Source organism: Alteromonas ponticola, assembly GCF_012911815.1.
GTDB lineage: Bacteria > Pseudomonadota > Gammaproteobacteria > Enterobacterales > Alteromonadaceae > Alteromonas > Alteromonas ponticola.
On the sequence record NZ_JAATNW010000005.1, the window covers coordinates 253,789 to 270,327 of the forward strand.

General features: G+C 46.5%; 19 protein-coding genes. 12 read left to right on the top strand and 7 right to left on the bottom strand.

The genetic code is table 11. The features are described from left to right. Positions 1–5 precede the first annotated feature (5 nt). The 12 genes from acpS (at position 6) to HCJ96_RS10465 (ending at position 10,771) form a co-directional block, all read left to right on the top strand. Positions 6–386: a holo-ACP synthase gene (gene acpS / locus HCJ96_RS10410; protein ID WP_169210990.1), complete on the top strand. Its 381-nt coding sequence runs from the start codon at positions 6–8 to the stop codon at positions 384–386. Between the two features lie 11 nt (positions 387–397). Next, positions 398–1,735: a 23S rRNA (uracil(1939)-C(5))-methyltransferase RlmD gene (rlmD, locus tag HCJ96_RS10415; protein WP_169210991.1), complete on the top strand. Its 1,338-nt coding sequence runs from the start codon at positions 398–400 to the stop codon at positions 1,733–1,735. A 9-nt stretch (positions 1,736–1,744) separates the two neighbouring features. Further along, positions 1,745–3,937 carry a GTP diphosphokinase gene (relA, locus tag HCJ96_RS10420; RefSeq protein ID WP_169210992.1) on the top strand — a complete coding sequence of 731 codons (2,193 nt, stop codon included), beginning with the start codon at positions 1,745–1,747 and terminating at the stop codon, positions 3,935–3,937. Further along, positions 3,915–4,721 (top strand): nucleoside triphosphate pyrophosphohydrolase, encoded by an 807-nt coding sequence (gene mazG, locus HCJ96_RS10425; RefSeq protein ID WP_169210993.1) that lies wholly within the window; start codon positions 3,915–3,917, stop codon positions 4,719–4,721. The genes relA and mazG overlap by 23 nt, the downstream gene beginning before the upstream one ends. 173 nt (positions 4,722–4,894) lie before the next feature. Further along, positions 4,895–5,323, top strand: a complete 429-nt coding sequence (rplM, locus tag HCJ96_RS10430) for a 50S ribosomal protein L13 (protein WP_169210994.1) — start codon at positions 4,895–4,897, stop codon at positions 5,321–5,323. Between the two features lie 12 nt (positions 5,324–5,335). Beyond that, on the top strand, positions 5,336–5,728 hold the full coding sequence (gene rpsI, locus HCJ96_RS10435; protein ID WP_169210995.1) for a 30S ribosomal protein S9: 393 nt from the start codon (positions 5,336–5,338) through the stop codon (positions 5,726–5,728). Positions 5,729–6,057: 329 nt separating this feature from the next. Then, positions 6,058–6,690: a ubiquinol-cytochrome c reductase iron-sulfur subunit gene (gene petA, locus HCJ96_RS10440; RefSeq protein ID WP_169210996.1), complete on the top strand. Its 633-nt coding sequence runs from the start codon at positions 6,058–6,060 to the stop codon at positions 6,688–6,690. Then, positions 6,690–7,955 carry a cytochrome b gene (locus HCJ96_RS10445; RefSeq protein WP_169210997.1) on the top strand — a complete coding sequence of 422 codons (1,266 nt, stop codon included), beginning with the start codon at positions 6,690–6,692 and terminating at the stop codon, positions 7,953–7,955. Before petA ends, HCJ96_RS10445 begins: the two co-directional genes overlap by 1 nt. After that, complete coding sequence (locus HCJ96_RS10450; protein WP_169210998.1) at positions 7,952–8,686, top strand: cytochrome c1; 735 nt, start codon at positions 7,952–7,954, stop codon at positions 8,684–8,686. The genes HCJ96_RS10445 and HCJ96_RS10450 overlap by 4 nt, the downstream gene beginning before the upstream one ends. A gap of 114 nt (positions 8,687–8,800) precedes the next feature. Next, the gene (gene sspA, locus HCJ96_RS10455; RefSeq protein ID WP_169210999.1) at positions 8,801–9,433 is read left to right on the top strand and encodes a stringent starvation protein SspA; all 633 of its coding nucleotides are present in this window, start codon (positions 8,801–8,803) and stop codon (positions 9,431–9,433) included. 8 nt (positions 9,434–9,441) lie between these two features. Continuing rightward, positions 9,442–9,873 carry a ClpXP protease specificity-enhancing factor gene (locus HCJ96_RS10460; protein ID WP_169211000.1) on the top strand — a complete coding sequence of 144 codons (432 nt, stop codon included), beginning with the start codon at positions 9,442–9,444 and terminating at the stop codon, positions 9,871–9,873. 313 nt (positions 9,874–10,186) lie between these two features. Continuing rightward, positions 10,187–10,771 (top strand): outer membrane beta-barrel protein, encoded by a 585-nt coding sequence (locus HCJ96_RS10465; RefSeq protein WP_169211001.1) that lies wholly within the window; start codon positions 10,187–10,189, stop codon positions 10,769–10,771. 47 nt (positions 10,772–10,818) lie between these two features. Here the strand turns inward: HCJ96_RS10465 and mgtE are convergent, their stop codons facing one another. From mgtE to lptB, 7 genes are all read right to left on the bottom strand, one after another. Continuing rightward, positions 10,819–12,177 (bottom strand): magnesium transporter, encoded by a 1,359-nt coding sequence (mgtE, locus tag HCJ96_RS10470; protein ID WP_169211002.1) that lies wholly within the window; start codon positions 12,175–12,177, stop codon positions 10,819–10,821. A 121-nt stretch (positions 12,178–12,298) separates the two neighbouring features. Then, positions 12,299–12,577, bottom strand: coding sequence for an HPr family phosphocarrier protein (locus HCJ96_RS10475; RefSeq protein WP_169211003.1), 279 nt, complete (start codon positions 12,575–12,577; stop codon positions 12,299–12,301). Then, positions 12,574–13,419: an RNase adapter RapZ gene (rapZ, locus tag HCJ96_RS10480; protein ID WP_169211004.1), complete on the bottom strand. Its 846-nt coding sequence runs from the start codon at positions 13,417–13,419 to the stop codon at positions 12,574–12,576. The genes HCJ96_RS10475 and rapZ overlap by 4 nt, the downstream gene beginning before the upstream one ends. 41 nt (positions 13,420–13,460) lie before the next feature. Further along, entirely contained in the window at positions 13,461–13,904 is a 444-nt protein-coding gene (gene ptsN, locus HCJ96_RS10485) for a PTS IIA-like nitrogen regulatory protein PtsN (protein ID WP_169211005.1), read from the bottom strand. Positions 13,905–13,912: 8 nt separating this feature from the next. Further along, positions 13,913–14,200: a ribosome hibernation promoting factor gene (gene hpf, locus HCJ96_RS10490; protein ID WP_169211006.1), complete on the bottom strand. Its 288-nt coding sequence runs from the start codon at positions 14,198–14,200 to the stop codon at positions 13,913–13,915. 60 nt (positions 14,201–14,260) lie between these two features. After that, entirely contained in the window at positions 14,261–15,739 is a 1,479-nt protein-coding gene (locus tag HCJ96_RS10495; protein ID WP_169211007.1) for an RNA polymerase factor sigma-54, read from the bottom strand. A gap of 73 nt (positions 15,740–15,812) precedes the next feature. After that, the gene (gene lptB, locus HCJ96_RS10500; RefSeq protein ID WP_169211008.1) at positions 15,813–16,538 is read right to left on the bottom strand and encodes an LPS export ABC transporter ATP-binding protein; all 726 of its coding nucleotides are present in this window, start codon (positions 16,536–16,538) and stop codon (positions 15,813–15,815) included. Position 16,539 lies beyond the last annotated feature (1 nt).

Genomic DNA, 16,539 nt, shown 5'->3' on the forward strand with positions numbered 1-16,539 from the left:
ACTGTATGGCAATCCTGGGTTTAGGCACTGACATTATAGAAATTGCCCGTGTGGCGGGAAGCGCCAAGCGCACCCAGAAGCTGGCGCAACGGGTATTGACTGATCCAGAAATGGCGATATTTAATCAACATACCCAGCCGGAACGATTTCTGGCCAAACGGTTCGCTGCCAAAGAGGCTGCGGTTAAAGCTCTGGGTACTGGTATTGGTAGAGGCGTGGGTTGGCACCAAATGATGGTGAGTAATAATTCACTTGGGGGGCCTGAGCTTACTTTTTCTGGCGAAGCGCTTCAAATCAGTCGGGCTAAAGGTGTCACACACGTTCACCTTTCTATTTCCGATGAGGCCAATTATGCCGTTGCAACTGTTATTTTATCGTCTGACTAGAGTCGCGTCCCATGGTTAAGTTCTACTCTCCTAAACAAACAAACTCTAAAGCCGCACCTCAGGCTAAAACTTTTCACATTGACGCAATGGACGTTTATGGGCAGGGCGTGTGCAGAAGCCATCAGCCGGTTGCCTTTGTTGATGGAGGGCTGCCGGGTGAAACGTGTGAGGCCCGAGTCACACGAACCCACAAAAGTCATCTTCAGGCGACAGTGAAAAAAGTGGAGCATGCGGTGACAGCACGCACACAGCCCTTTTGTCCTGTTTATGAACAATGCGGGGGATGCCAGTTACAGCATGTCGAGCCTTCTGCGGCACTTACCTGGCGGCAGCAAGCGATCGAAGATTACTGGCGTAAACATTTAAAAATTACTGACATACCATGGCAAGCTGCACTGACCGGAGATAAACCTGCTTATCGACGCAAAACCCGATTAGCCATCGATGCCAGAAACCCTGATAAATTTAAACTCGGCTTTAGGCAGCAATCCAGCAACAAGATAATCGAAATCGACCATTGTCCGGTGCTGGAAGCGTCGTTGAGTAAATTAATTCGACCACTCGCTGAGTTACTCAGTAAACAGACTTCGCGGAGCAATATTGGGCATGTCACCCTACTGGCTGGTGAGAATATCCAGCTGGTGCAAATCAAATTAATTCGACCCGCATCTAAAGAACTAATCCAGCAGTTAACCGCTTTCGCGCAAGCGCATCATGTCAATATGGCGCTTGAGTATTCAGGCGGGGCTGTGGAGCTGCTGGTTGAACACGAAGCCTTAATCTGTCGACTTAATGAAAGTAGCTACCTGATGCCCGCTGCGAATGATTTTGTGCAGGTGAACAATGCGGTAAACCGTCAAATGATTGCGCAAGCGCTGGCATGGCTCAACTTAACCAAATCGGCCATCGTCGCAGACCTCTTCTGTGGTCTGGGTAACTTTACCCTGCCGCTGGCGCAACAGGTTAAACGTGTGCTGGCAGTTGAGGGCGTGGCCGAAATGGTGCAGCGTGGCGCAGTCAGTGCGCTAGAACAGAGCATTAACAATATTCAGTGGCAACACGGCGATCTCACGTCCACGTCACTGCTTAATGAATTATTACATAATCCACTGGATGCTGTGGTGTTAGACCCTTCGCGCGAAGGGGCGTTGGAGGTATGCAGAGCGGTCGGGTTGGCGCAGGTTAATAAGATATTGTACGTTTCTTGCAATCCCACCACCTTTGCGCGCGATGCCGCGTTGCTGCTAGCACAAGGGTATCGCATGGAAAAGGTCAGTTTACTTGAAATGTTTCCATACACCCGGCATCTGGAGTTGATGGCATTGTTTTCTTTATCAAAAAGCGAATAAGGCAAACGCATGGTATCTACACGCAAAGTCCATGAAGCTGAGCGTCCGCCCTTTGAGCAGTGGCTGGAGAGTTTATATTTAGGCGAGGAAACCAAACGCAAGTTAAAGCATGTTGCCGATAATCCAGAGAAGCTTCTGGTGGGTCAGGAGATGGTAGAAATCCTGCATCAACTCAATATGGATGACGCCACTTTGCAGGCTGCGCTGGTTCTCCCTTATTGTCAGCAGAATGAACTGACGAATGAAGACATTAAGGCGCAATTCGGCGAGGAAATTGCGCGTTTGATTAATGGTGTGAAACGCATGGATGCAATCAAGGTTTTACACGGCAGGCGCGGTGCTCAATCAGGTGCGCAACCCAGTGAAAGTCAGGTCGACAGTATTCGTCGTATGATGCTTTCGATGGTTGAGGATGTACGCGCCGTCGTCATTAAAATGGCTGAGCGTATAATTGCACTGCAAAAAGTAAAAGAAGCCGACGAAGAAACACGGGTGCTGGTTGCCCGGGAATGCGCGACCATTTACGCGCCGCTGGCGAATCGACTGGGTATCGGCCAGTTGAAATGGGAGTTGGAAGATCTCGCATTTCGCTATTTGCATCCTGATACGTATAAACAAATCGCCAAACAACTGGATGGCAAACGTAAAGAGCGTGCTCAATATATTGATGATCTGGTGAGTTCATTGCAGGGAATGTTGGATGAAGAACACATTCGCGCTGAGGTCTATGGTAGGCCCAAGCACATTTTCAGTATCTGGAAGAAGATGCAGAAGAAGGGGCTGACCTTTGAGCAATTGTTTGACATCCGCGCATTACGGATTATCGCCGACAGGTTGCAGGACTGTTACGCCTCTCTAGGCACAGTACATGCTCACTTTAAGCATATTCCGAATGAGTTTGATGACTACATCGCGACCCCGAAAACTAACGGCTACCAATCCATACATACGGTTATTCTAGGGCCCCAGGGCAAACCGGTAGAGATTCAAATTCGCACCCAACAAATGCATCAGGACGCTGAGCTGGGGATTGCCGCTCACTGGAAATACAAGGAAGGAGCCAGTGGTAAACAATCCAGCTATGACGAACGCATTAACTGGTTACGGAAAATACTGTTGTGGCAAGAAGAAGTGGCGGAATCAGGCGATTTAGTTGAAGAACTGCGCAGTCAGGTATTCGATGATAGAGTCTATGTTTTTACGCCTAAAGGGGACGTTATCGATTTGCCGCAAGGGGCGACGCCACTTGATTTTGCGTACTATATTCACAGTAATGTCGGCCATTCTTGCATTGGCGCCAAGGTTAATGGCCGGATCGTACCCTTTACTTATCAGCTGCAAAACGGTGATCAGGTTGAAGTGAGCACCGGACGTGAACCCAATCCAAGTCGTGACTGGATGCATCCGGGATTAGGCTATGTGCACTCTTCCCGAGCTCGCGCAACCATCCATTCATTTTTCAAAAAGCAGGACCGTGATAAAAACCTGGCTGCAGGTAAAGAGCTATTGGAGCGCGAGCTTGAGCGTGCTGATATCGCTCTGAAAGCCGCGACCAAAGCCTGTGGAAAATTTAACCTCAACCAAGTGGAAGATTTATACGCCGCCATCGGTGCAGGCGATGTCAGGGTGATGCAGGTGGTCAACTACCTCGCTCAATTACAGTCACGGGCGCCCGGAAAGTCTTCGGCTGAGCCCGAACCAGATCTTTCAACGCTGGTCAGGCCGAGAAAAACCACTGCCAAAGGTAAGCAGGACGCTGTCGTAGTAGAAGGGGTCGGGCATCTGCTCAGCCAACTTGCCAACTGCTGTAAACCCGTGCCCGGTGAACCGATTGTTGGCTATATTACTCAAGGCCGCGGGGTCAGTGTGCACAAAGAGGAATGTGAACAATTACAGCGTCTACTGAGTCAGCATCCTGAGCGGGAAATAGAGGTCAGCTGGGCGAGTCATCAAAGCGCTGGATTTGAAACCGCGATTGATGTTTTTTGTTCCGATCGTTCAGGTATATTACGAGACATTACGACAGTGCTGGCCAACGAAAACGTGTCTTTGCTCAGTGTGAACAGCAACAGTGACAAAGCCAAGCAAACCGCGGTAATTGCCATCTCGGTTGAGGTTTCGGATCTGAATTCACTGTCTAAAGTAATAGCCAAACTCAGGCAGTTAAACGGGGTTGTCGATGCCAAACGAAAAGCCGGGTGAAATTAATACTTTGCTTAATATCATGGCGCAGCTTCGTGATCCGGAAACTGGTTGTCCGTGGGATGTACGGCAAACCATGCAATCTCTCACTCGCTATACAATCGAAGAAGCCTACGAAGTTGCTGACGCCATCACACAGCAACGTCCTGACGAGATCTGTGATGAACTTGGCGATTTGCTGTTTCAGATCGTTTTTTACGCGCAAATCGCTGAAGAGCAAGGCACCTTCACGTTCACTTCGATTGTTGAAGCCGTGTGCGCCAAATTGGTACGGCGTCATCCCCATGTGTTTGCAGGTAAATCTATTGCTGAAAGTGAGCTAAATACACAGTGGGAGCAAATCAAACAAGATGAAAAAGCATCCCGGCAGCAATCCGATACCAGCTTGCTGGATGACGTCCCGCGCGGACTTCCGGCATTAATGTATGCACAAAAAATTCAAAAACGCTGTGCCAGTGTGGGTTTTGATTGGGAGGAACCGCAGGCTGTGCTGGACAAGGTTAAAGAGGAAGTGACCGAAATCAGTGATGAGCTTTGCGCCGAAAAGGTTAATCAAGTTGCGTTGGAAGAAGAGATTGGCGACGCTTTTTTTGCCCTGGTTAATTTAAGCCGCCATTGTAACGTCGATGCAGATAGTGCGTTACGCAAGGCCAGCAATAAATTCGTGGGGCGGTTTAAAAAAGTTGAACAGGCTGCATTGTCGCAAAACAAGGACTTAGCCGGAATGACGATGACAGAATTGGAGAATCTTTGGCAACAGGCGAAGAAAAGCCCAGTAAAGTGAATAAAAAGGTTCGCTTTTTGTGCAAATACTGTATAATTCGGGCCCTGCCCAGTTACGCCCACCTGTGGGAAGGTGGAAGAATCAATTAACTCGAAGGGGTTAACAAATTGATTTTCGCAGGCTTTCAGGGGTTCTGAAGGCTAGTAACGACGAATTATTTCGGGTGATATTAAATGAAAACTTTTGTTGCAAAGCCAGAAACGGTACAACGTGACTGGTACGTGGTAGACGCCACAGACAAAACACTTGGCCGTTTGGCTGTTGAAATCGCAAGACGCTTACGTGGTAAGCATAAGCCAGAGTATACGCCTCACGTTGACACAGGTGATTACATTGTTGTTATCAATGCTGAGAAAGTAGCAATTACAGGTAACAAGTCGAAAGACAAAATGTATTATGCTCACAGTGGTTATCCAGGTGGTCTTAAAGAGACAACCTTCGAAAAGCTGATTGCACATAAACCAGAGATGGTGATTGAAAAAGCAGTTAAAGGCATGTTGCCAAGAGGTCCTCTGGGCCGCGCTATGTTCCGCAAAATGAAAGTTTATGCAGGTACAGAGCACAAGCATGCTGCGCAACAACCACAAGTTTTGGACATTTAAGGAGCAATTGACATGGCAGATACTCAATATTACGGCACTGGCCGTCGCAAAAGTTCTACTGCTCGCGTGTTCCTGCGTCCAGGCTCAGGCAAAATCACAGTAAACCAACGTCCTCTTGATGAGTATTTTGGTCGTGAAACTGAGTGCATGGTAGTGCGTCAACCGCTAGAACTAGTAGAAATGACTGAAAAGTTTGACCTGTACGTGACTGTAAAAGGTGGCGGTTCAAATGGTCAGGCTGGCGCAATCCGTCACGGCCTTACTCGTGCCCTGATGGAATACGATGAAGCGTTGCGTTCTTCGCTACGTAAAGCTGGCTTCGTTACACGTGATGCACGTCGCGTTGAACGTAAGAAAGTGGGTCTTCATAAAGCACGTAAGCGTCCTCAATTTTCAAAGCGTTAATTTTAACGATTTCATACTTCAAAACCCGGCGTCTCGCCGGGTTTTTTATTGGCTATATGCCACCCTCCACAAACAATCCATTTCACTTTTGTTCACATTTAGGCAAGGTGGGTGAATAATTCGTGATTAATTCGAGTAAAACCTTGTGTTTTTAAGGGCTTTTCCCTTATCATTTCTGGTCGAAAAATATAAGAATCGTGAATTTCGTTCAAAAGACCGATAACTGTTGATAGAAATTCAAAAAATACGATTGTGGTATCCGGCTAAAAACAAACAAAACGATTAATTTTTATCCGTTACCATCATTATCCAAACCTGGAGAAATGTGGATGAGCAATGTATCAGTAGATGCAAACCAATCTGCACCAAAAGACAATCAGCCGCAAGATAATACTCGACGTCGCTTTTTAACGGTTGCGACCTCTGTAGTTGGTGGTGTGGGTGTAGTTGGCGCAGCGGTACCCTTTATCGCGTCGTGGAATCCCAGTGCAAAGGCGAAGGCAGCCGGCGCCGATGTCGAAGTTGATATCAGTGGTATTCAGCCCGGGCAGTTGATCCGGGTAATGTGGCGCAGCAAACCAGTCTGGGTTGTTCGCAGAACCCCGGAAACTCTGGCAGGGCTGGAGAAACATGAGGGTCAACTTAAAGATCCTAACTCTGAAGCTGAACAGCAACCAGGTTTCGCTCAAAATCGTTATCGCTCATTGAAAGAGGAATATTTGATCCTCGTGGGTATTTGTACTCATCTTGGCTGTTCTCCACAACATCTCAAAGATGGAGCATTCGAAGAAATTGTTGAAGGTGTACCAAACGGATTCTTCTGTCCCTGTCACGGTTCCAAGTTTGACATGGCGGGCAGGGTTTTTGAAAACGTTCCCGCCCCATTAAACCTGGTGGTACCGCCATACCAGTTCGTTGATGATAAAACGGTCATCATTGGTTCAGAAGGGGAGGCGGTATAATGCAAGGTTTCTTAGCTTGGATTGAAGAGCGTATCCCGATGATGCGGGTGGCCAATATGCACGCCATCCAGTATCCCGCTCCCAGAAATATGAATTTCTGGTACGTGTTTGGCTTTTTAGCCACCATCGTACTAGTTAATCAGATCATAACCGGTATCTGGTTGACCATGAATTTTGAGCCTTCAGCTGAACGTGCGTTCGCATCAGTTGAGTTCATTATGCGTGAAATTGATTACGGTTGGATTATCCGCTACATGCACAGTACGGGGGCGTCAGCGTTCTTTGTCGTTGTATACATGCATATGTTCCGCGGTATGATTTACGGTTCCTATCAAAAACCCCGTGAATTGCTATGGGTATTTGGTATGTTCATTTACCTTGCGTTAATGGCAGAAGCCTTCATGGGTTACGTACTACCATGGGGACAAATGTCCTATTGGGGAGCTCAGGTGATCGTATCCCTGTTTGGCGCCATCCCCGTCATTGGCCCGGATCTGGTTATCTGGATTCAGGGTGATTATGTTATTTCCGGTGCTACGCTAAACCGTTTCTTTGCGTTACACGTTATCGCATTACCCCTGGTCATCGTAATTCTGGTATTTTTACATATTGTCGCGTTGCACGAAGTGGGCTCCAACAACCCTGATGGCGTCGCCATTAAACATAAAAAAGGCAGCTTGCCAGAATCTGAAAAAACACCGTATGAAATACACGAGTATTATACCAGCAAGTACGATATCGCTGATGATGTCGTGCCTTTCTTCCCACACATTGTGTTGAAAGATCTGGTGGCGTTCTGTGTATTCCTGTTTGTCTTTTGTTACATCATGTTCTTTGCCCCAGAGATGGGCGGTAAATTCCTGGAGCACCCTAACTTTGAAATTGCCAATCCGCTGAAGACGCCTGAGCACATTTTCCCAGTGTGGTACTTCACACCGTTCTACGCCATTCTTAAAGCGGTACCAGATAAGCTATTTGGTGTCATCGCTATGTTCGGCGCGATCGCAGCCTTATTTGCGCTTCCATGGATCGACCGTGGTAGAGTGAAATCATGGCGCTATCGTTGTGGCCTGCATAAGTGGAATCTAATCGTATTTGCGATTGTATTTATCTTTTTGGGCTACTTAGGCGGAACGCCGCAGGAAAACTGGAAAATTGTGGCATCTCAGATCGCAACCGTAATGTATTTCGGCTTCTTTGTTGCCATGTTCCTGTACAGTAAAAATGAAAACACCAAACCTGTACCAGCGAGGATTCCGAAATGAAAAAATTGATGTGCATATTTGCATTGTTGCTGCCAGGTCTGGTACTGGCAGCAGGTAGCAGTGTTCCACTGGACAAAGCTGATTACGATTTAACCGACAAAGCCTCTTTGCAGCGCGGCGCGCAAATCTTCATGAATTACTGCTTAGGCTGTCATTCAATGAAGTATCAGCGCTACCAGCGCACTTTCTCCGATTTGGGTATTCCTGACGAGTTAGGTGAAGCTAATCTGCAATTTACCGGCGAAAAAGTGACGGACTACATCACCGGTTCTATGCCCGAAGAATCAGCCTCTACCTGGTTTGGTGCTGCGCCACCGGATCTTACGTTGGTTGCCCGCGTGCGCGGCGCTGACTGGCTGTACACTTACTTAAGAAGTTTTTACGTTGATGAAAGCCGTCCGTTTGGAGTAAACAATAAGGTATTCCCGGAAGTGGGTATGCCGCATGTGTTACAGCCCTTGCAGGGAACACCCCGCGAGACGAACGAACGCGTGATGATCGATGGCGAGATGACAGAACGCTATGTGGGTATTCGTGCTGAAGGTGATGGGAAATTATCACCTGAAGAATATGATCAGGCCGTATTGGATCTGGTTAATTTTCTTGAGTACACCGGTGAACCAGCCCGTCTTGAATCTGAGAGTATAGGTAAGTGGGTGTTAGTGTTTATTATCGTGCTGTTTATCTTTGTTTACTTATTGAAGAAAGATTACTGGCGAGAAGTGCACTAATCCACCAGATTATGTATAATACTCCAAGGGGGCGTTCCGCCCCCTTTTTTAGCAATGAAATTCCCTATTTGTAATTTCTAATGTGATTGTCAGTCGCTCGACGGAGGAAATTTAATGGCCGTAGCCGCGAATAAGCGCTCTATCATGACGTTGTTCTCAGATACAATTGATATTTATAGTCACCAGGTACGCATAGTTCTGGCTGAAAAAGGGGTAGGTGTGGAGATCAGCTATACTGACCCTCAAAATTTACCTGAGGATCTGATTGATCTGAATCCCTATGGCACAGTTCCCACACTTGTTGATCGCGAACTGGTTCTTTACCATTCTCATATTATTATGGAATATCTGGATGAGCGTTTTCCTCATCCACCGCTGATGCCCGTTTACCCGGTTTCACGCGGACAGAGCCGTCTGATGATGCATCGTGTTGAGCAAGACTGGTACTCTCTTGCAGCGAAAATTTTCCGTGGTGAAGGTGATGTTGATGCCGCGCGTCAAGAGCTAAAAGAAGCCTTATTAGCATTAGCTCCTGTGTTTTCGGAAATGCCTTATTTCATGAGTGAAGAGTTCAGTCTGGTAGATTGCTATTTAGCACCTCTGCTATGGCGGTTACCTGCGTTAGGTATTGAGCTAACCGGTACTGGCAGTAAAGAAGTGAATGCGTACATGAAGCGCATCTTCTCACGCGCCTCCTTTAAGGCGTCACTCACAGACCAGGAACGCGAAATTCATAACCCGCTATGAATCAAGTAATGACTTCTAATCAACCCTATCTACTCAGAGCATTCTTTGAGTGGATTGTTGATAACAATCTAACCCCGTATATTGTGGTTGATGCCACCAAGGAGCATGTGGATGTTCCTCAGGAGTTTGTTAAAGACGGCCAAATCGTACTTAACATCTCTCCTTCTGCGTGCGTAAACTTTTCGCTGGATAATGATTTACTGGCGTTTCAGGCGCGATTTGGTGGACAACCAAGACGCCTGTCCATGCCGTGTCATGCTATTCTGGCAATTTACGCCCGTGAAAATGGCGCGGGTACGGTATTCGCTTCAGAAGATGAACTGAGTTCACCTGCTGAGTCAGAAGCCACTCCTCCGGTTCAGGATGCGGATAAGGCAACAGTTGAGACGCAAAAAAAGCCGCCTAAGAAGGGTAAGCCAACCCTCAAGGTGATTAAATAATGAAAACCCGCATTGATGCGGGTTTTTTTATAGCGGCTGTCAGATAGGTAACATTTTAATGAGGTTGCTTGCCGGGGCTAACTTAGTATGCCTTTGTAAATTATTTAAACACGATTGGCGGCCTGATTAAACTCTGCCCATATCGTCGGGCTAACCACAACACAAGCTCTTGTACTGGTTGGGCTGTCATAATTGTTTACTAAAAATATAGCCCCCAAAAACGGCTGTTTCGGCTGATTTTCTTGCCTCTAACTCTAACTTCCACTATTTTAAGCGCGCTCGGATTTAAAGAGTATTTGATTAAGGATTAAACATGTTTGAAAAAAGATTTCTACTGGCATTAGTTGGCCTGATGGGTGCAAGTACATCTGCAATCGCGAATGTGGAACCCGATTTTAGCTACGTAGAAGCGGGTTATACAAAGATTAACCTCGATGATACGGATTTTTCTCCAGCTGGTTTTACGGTAGGCACCAGCGTTATTTTTACCGATACTCTGTACGGTATCGCCAGGTTCACCACAACTTCTGATGATATCGCTGGTACTGATATAGATTTCACTCAGGCGACGATCGGTTTGGGAATGCGCTTCATGTTATCCAATCTGACCGCAGCTTATGCTGAAATAGGCTACGAAAATGCAGATATGGAAATAGAGGAATTTTCTGAAAGTTTTCATGACGACGGTTATTCTGCTGCAGTGGGCTTACGCTCAAATTTGACCGAGTCATTCGAGTTAGACGGTAAAGTCGCCTATATCAAAATAGGCGATGAAAATGATACCGAGTTTAAAGTAACAGCAAATTATTATTTTTTACCTGATGTTGCCTTTAACGCGAGCTATTCGATGATGGATGACGTTGATAGCTTCACCATAGGCGCCAGATATTCATTCTAATCGTCGATATCAGCCTGGCATACCAGGCTGATAGATTGTTTGAATATTTACAGCAAAAACAGTGTTGCGGTACCCAAAAAGGCAAAAATTCCCACCACATCGGTAATGGTGGTGAGTATTACACTACCCGCAAGCGCAGGGTCAATTTTAAGTTTCTTCATCACAATAGGCAGTGTAGCCCCTGATAACGCTGCTGCAACCATATTCACCATCATCGCGAAAGCGATAATCGTTCCCAGCATGAAATCCTGTTTCCATACGGCAATAACTGAAGCTATTAGTACGGCCCAGATTATCCCGTTGAGAAAGCCTATGGCCAGTTCCTTACTTATTAACCAGCGTGAGTTACTGGGATTGACGTGACCCAGCGCCATACCCCGAATGACTAACGTTAATGTTTGGTTGCCGGCCACACCACCCATGCTGGGGACAATGGTATTTAAGATAGCAAGCACCGCCAACTGACTGAGCGTCGCTTCAAATAAGTCACTTACCGCAGCGGCCATCAAAGCTGTGAATAAATTAACCCCTAACCAGATTGAACGTCGTTTGGTACTTTTTAAAACCGGAGCAAAGGTGTCCTCTTCATCATCTAAACCTGCCATGCTCATCATGGAATGTTCTGCATCTTCACGAATAATATCGACCACATCGTCAATGGTGATACGTCCGACCAGACGGTGCTTCTCATCGACTACGGGTGCTGACAACCAGTTGTAGCGCTCAAATAAACTGGCCACCTCATCATCAGGCATGTTTACCGGGATAGCTTCAGACTCTTCATCCATGACTGCTGACACTTTATCGTCAGGCGCCGCTGTGAGTAATCGGGTAAGTGGTACCAGACCGACCAGATTATCTGTGCGATTCACCACATAAAAGGTATCGGTGTTTTCGGGCAAATCGCCCTTCAAGCGTAAATACCTGAGCACCACATCAACCGTTACGTCAGGACGTAAGGTGATGGTGTCGGTATTCATTATAAAGCCAGCGGTTTCTTCACCGTAGGAAAGGGCCTGCTCGGCACGTAAGCGATCTTGCGCATCCATAGACTGTAAGATGTCTTGCAAAACCTGATCGGGAAGACTACTGAGTGTTTCTGCCAGATCATCGGTGTCCATTTCTTCCAATGCGTCCACCACATTGGCTGGCATCATTTTTCCAATGATACCGTTACGGACGTCTTCCGATAGTTCTTCGAGCACATCGCCGTGAAAGTCGGCGTCCAGCAACTCCCAAAGGTCATCACGGGTTTTTACCGGACTGGACTCGAGAATAAGGGCTGTATCACTGGGCGGGAGTTCGTGCAGTAGTTTTCGCACAGATACAAAGCGACCATCTGCTAACGCAGCATTCAGCTTTTTTAACTGACTTTGAGCGTATTTGCTTTCAAGTGCTTCGGCCACGGCAAGAACAACTTATTGATTGAACTGATTAAAGTAAATTATCGCATACAGATAAGCAAAAGGGCTAATACGATTTGTATAAATATCAATGATTAATGTTGATTTCGCGTAGCGAAGGGGATTATTCCGCTTCGTTAAACCGTTCAGCAATCAGCGCTGCAATGGCATCGACTGCCTGTCGAGCATCATCACCTTCGCCCACCACCTGTACCTGCTCACCTTTGTGGCTTTCCAGCATCATTAAGCCCAACACACTGTTAGCATTAGCTTCTTTGTCACTCTTGTGCAGGGTGACCGTAGCTTTAAACTGGTTCGCCAATTGCACCAGTTGAGTGGCAGCGCGGGCATGTAAGCCAAGCTTGTTCTCGATGGTGACGGTTTTTTCGGCCCGCTGACTCATTGATTCAGTTCTCGGTGTCGAATTTGCACATCTGGGTGGATATCGCTAAATACTTTGGCTAATGATTCGGCCACATAGACCGAGCGATGTTGACCGCCAGTGCAGCCGATGGCAATGGTAACGTAACTACGGTTGTTGCGTTCAAGGTGTGGCAGCCAGGTGGAGATCAGATTTTGAATCTGCCAGATGAATTTGGTCACAATGGGTTGCGATCCAAGAAAAATTTCAACTGGTGTATCTAATCCGGTTAAGTGCTTAAGATCCGGTTCCCAATGGGGGTTGGGTAAGAAGCGCGCATCAAATACGTAATCGGCGTCTTTAGGAATGCCGTGTTTGAAGCCAAATGACTCGAATACCAAAACCAGTCGGGAGCTTTTCTTGCCCAATATCCTTTCCCGGATGAGCTCGGCTAACTGATGCACAGATAACGAGTCGGTATCTATGTACAAGTCTGCGCGCTCAGCAATGGGTGCAAGAAGGTCAGATTCAGCACGAATCGCTTCAGAGAGCGATTTGTTAAGTTTTGTCAGCGGGTGCAAACGCCGTGTTTCACTGAAGCGTTTGACCAACATGTCATCACTGGCATCAATATAGACAATGGTCATCGCCCAGGATGAGGGCAGGTAATCCAGTATCTCAACCAGTTCGGTCGGGTCGCGCGGCAGATTACGAACATCAATACTGACCGCGACCTGGTCATACTCATCCACCACCGTGTGAGTAAGGGTGGGAAGCAGGTTAACGGGAATATTATCGACACAATAATATCCTAAATCTTCGAGCGCACGCAAAGCGATAGATTTGCCAGAGCCCGAACGACCGCTGATGATAATAAGCTTCAAAGCGTTTCTCCCCGATACGCGACTTCTTATAAATTATTTTTTTACGCTAACGCGATTAAGATATCATCACTGGTGGTGGCATTGCGAATGGCTTTTACCGTTTCTTTATCATTGAGCTTACTTGCGACCATCGCCAGAGTTTGCAAATGGCCTTCAGTCTGCTCTTCTGGAACCAGCAACGCAAAAAATATATCCACTGGCTTATTGTCTATGGCATCAAACTCGATGGGGGGTTCACTGGTAACAACAATTGCAATGACCTTTTCCAGCCCTGGCAGTCTGCCATGCGGAAGCGCAATGCCATTACCAATACCTGTACTTCCCATCTTCTCCCGTGCGAGTAAACTACTGAGCACGGCGTTCTCTTCAATAGTGGGATTTTGTTCAGCAGCAGTTTTGCTGATAATTTCCAGAATTCGCTTTTTACTATTGCATTGAACCGCACATTTAGTGCGGTCCAAGCTTATGATGGTTTGAATATCCATGGTAGGTATTAATGTCTCTTCAGTTTTTCCTTGTGCTTAATCACCTGCCTGTCCAATTTGTCCACCATGCTATCAATAGCCGCATACATATCCGTATCTTCAGAGGAGGCAAACACATCTGCGCCACTTAAATGAACGGTCGCCTCTGCCTTTTGAGTCAACTTTTCAACATTCAGTATTACATGAACGTTCGAAATATGATCGAAATGTCGCTCCAATTTACTAAATTTGGTATCGACATAGTTACGCAACGAATCAGTAATTTCGACGTGATGACCGGTAAGGTTGATTTGCATATTTCGTCTTCCTTATGTTTTACTGCCTTAGAGTTTGACCTTTACTTTCAATAGGTTAAATCAAATAAGGCTTTTGCGTTGGTTAGACGGGGGGATCGATAGAGACTCCCGGTATTTTGCTATTGTCCGCCGGGCAACTTGTATGCCTTGCTCGGCCAACAACTGAGCAATTTTGCTATCACTAAGCGGTTTGCTTGGCTTCTCTGCGGCAACCAGCTTTTTAATTAATGCTCTGATAGCGGTGGATGAGCATTCTCCACCCGAGTCAGTAGCGACGTGGCTGGAGAAGAAATATTTCAACTCATAAATACCCCGAGGGGTATGCATGTATTTTTGTGTCGTAACCCGAGAAATAGTCGATTCGTGCATGTCGACCATCTCAGCGACGTCGTTAAGCACCATAGGCTTCATCATTTCCGGTCCATGCTCAAAAAAGCCCATTTGTTGTTGAACAATACAATTGGCTACTTTGAGCAGGGTATCGTTCCGCGATTCAAGGCTCTTTATAAACCATTTAGCTTCTTGCATATGTGAACGAATAAATTGCGAATCGCTGCTGTTTTTCGCGCGACGACTCATCGCGGCGTATTGCTGGTTAAGACTGAGTTTAGGTAAGCTGTCCGGGTTGAGTTCAACCACCCAGCGACCGTTTTTCTTCGCTACTGAGACATCGGGTATAACGTACTCGGGCTCTTTGGTGATCAATGCGCTGCCAGGTCTGGGATTGAGTGTTTGCAGCAGCTTCATGGCCTCTCGCAACTGGTCTTCTTTTAAGCGCGATTTGCGCATCAGCGTGCGGTAATCTTTGCTACCAAGCAAATCAGCATAATCCTGAATAAGGACCTTCGCTTCTTCTAACCAAGGCGTGCTGGGATCGAATTGTTTCAGCTGCACCATCAAACATTCTTGTGGTGTGCGAGACCCTGAACCTATGGGGTCAAATAACTGGATGCGTTTTAGCACGCATTCAACTTCATCTTCCTCTATAGGATCGTCCATGTCTTCGTCGTTAACTGATTGCAGAATGTCATCGACGGTTACAGTCAGATAGCCGGATTCATCTATCGAATCAATAATTGCAGTGGCAATCATGCGATCCGTTTCTGAAAACGGAGTGAGACGCATCTGCCATAACAAATGATCTTGTATGTTTTCGGTAGTCTCACCCTGAAATATCTGTTCGTCGTCATTAGTAGATGACATCGGTGCGGGAGCAGAAGAAGCGGAATAATACTCATCCCAAGTGCTGTCAATGGGAAGCTCGTCTGGCAAACCATTGTTTTCCAATGCTTCACCCGAATCTAAATTATCGCCCATCGCGTTTGCCGTTTGCGCCGAATCATCATTATCGATGTTATTTTTTTCAGCACTATCCTGTTCAGCTCCTTCGTCGACTTCCAATAGCGGGTTTGAGTCCAGTGCCTCCTGAATCTCTTGTTGAAGGTCAAGCGTTGACAATTGCAGCAATTTAATTGCCTGCTGCAATTGTGGCGTCATGGTTAACTGTTGACTAAATTTTAGTTGTAAAGATGGTTTCATCTACGTCTTATAAATGCTCTTGTACCCGTGTCTATCAAAGATGAAGCTGAAGCGAAAAAGATTCATGCCTTAACTATAGCCTGAATTGTTCACCTAGGTATACATCGCGTACTTTCTGATTGCTTAATACTTGTTGTGCGTCGCCCTGGGCGATTAGTTCACCGTGGCTGACGATATACGCCTTTTCACACACATCAAGCGTTTCCCGGACATTGTGGTCAGTTATGAGAATCCCTATACCACGGTCTCGTAAATGTTGAATAATCTTTTTTATATCGTTTACCGAAATTGGATCAACCCCTGCAAACGGCTCATCAAGTAAAATAAATTGAGGATTAGCCGCCAACGCTCTCGCAATTTCAACTCTGCGTCGTTCGCCTCCAGAGAGACTCATGCCTGTACTATTACGTATATGGTTAATATTAAATTCATCAAGTAGCGCGTCAGCTTCTTCTTCCTGTTGTACCGCGGTTAACTCTTTCCGCGTTTGCAAAATCGCCATAATATTCTCGTGCACAGTAAGTTTACGGAATATAGAAGCTTCCTGAGGCAAATAACCAATGCCCTTTCGTGCTCGCTCATGCATTGGCAAGTGCGTGAGCTCAGTGTCGTCAATGTGAATTTTGCCTTTATTTGAAGACACTAACCCGACAATCATATAAAAAGTGGTGGTCTTGCCCGCGCCATTGGGACCCAATAAACCCACAATCTGGCCCGTGGAAACACTTAAGCTGACATCTAATACCACTTTTCTTGACTTATAAGCCTTCGCTAAGTGTTCCGCTCTTAATGTCGCCATA

Coding starts and splice junctions, on each gene's coding strand:
- HCJ96_RS10450 (WP_169210998.1), top strand. CDS start 7,952: ATGAAAAAATTGATGTGCATATTTGCATTGTTGCTGCCAGGTCTGGTA.
- hpf (WP_169211006.1), bottom strand. CDS start 14,200: ATGCAAATCAACCTTACCGGTCATCACGTCGAAATTACTGATTCGTTG.
- HCJ96_RS10475 (WP_169211003.1), bottom strand. CDS start 12,577: ATGAGTCAGCGGGCCGAAAAAACCGTCACCATCGAGAACAAGCTTGGC.
- rlmD (WP_169210991.1), top strand. CDS start 398: ATGGTTAAGTTCTACTCTCCTAAACAAACAAACTCTAAAGCCGCACCT.
- acpS (WP_169210990.1), top strand. CDS start 6: ATGGCAATCCTGGGTTTAGGCACTGACATTATAGAAATTGCCCGTGTG.
- sspA (WP_169210999.1), top strand. CDS start 8,801: ATGGCCGTAGCCGCGAATAAGCGCTCTATCATGACGTTGTTCTCAGAT.
- ptsN (WP_169211005.1), bottom strand. CDS start 13,904: ATGGATATTCAAACCATCATAAGCTTGGACCGCACTAAATGTGCGGTT.
- mazG (WP_169210993.1), top strand. CDS start 3,915: ATGCCAAACGAAAAGCCGGGTGAAATTAATACTTTGCTTAATATCATG.
- relA (WP_169210992.1), top strand. CDS start 1,745: ATGGTATCTACACGCAAAGTCCATGAAGCTGAGCGTCCGCCCTTTGAG.
- rplM (WP_169210994.1), top strand. CDS start 4,895: ATGAAAACTTTTGTTGCAAAGCCAGAAACGGTACAACGTGACTGGTAC.
- HCJ96_RS10460 (WP_169211000.1), top strand. CDS start 9,442: ATGACTTCTAATCAACCCTATCTACTCAGAGCATTCTTTGAGTGGATT.
- HCJ96_RS10445 (WP_169210997.1), top strand. CDS start 6,690: ATGCAAGGTTTCTTAGCTTGGATTGAAGAGCGTATCCCGATGATGCGG.
- petA (WP_169210996.1), top strand. CDS start 6,058: ATGAGCAATGTATCAGTAGATGCAAACCAATCTGCACCAAAAGACAAT.
- lptB (WP_169211008.1), bottom strand. CDS start 16,538: ATGGCGACATTAAGAGCGGAACACTTAGCGAAGGCTTATAAGTCAAGA.
- HCJ96_RS10495 (WP_169211007.1), bottom strand. CDS start 15,739: ATGAAACCATCTTTACAACTAAAATTTAGTCAACAGTTAACCATGACG.
- rpsI (WP_169210995.1), top strand. CDS start 5,336: ATGGCAGATACTCAATATTACGGCACTGGCCGTCGCAAAAGTTCTACT.
- HCJ96_RS10465 (WP_169211001.1), top strand. CDS start 10,187: ATGTTTGAAAAAAGATTTCTACTGGCATTAGTTGGCCTGATGGGTGCA.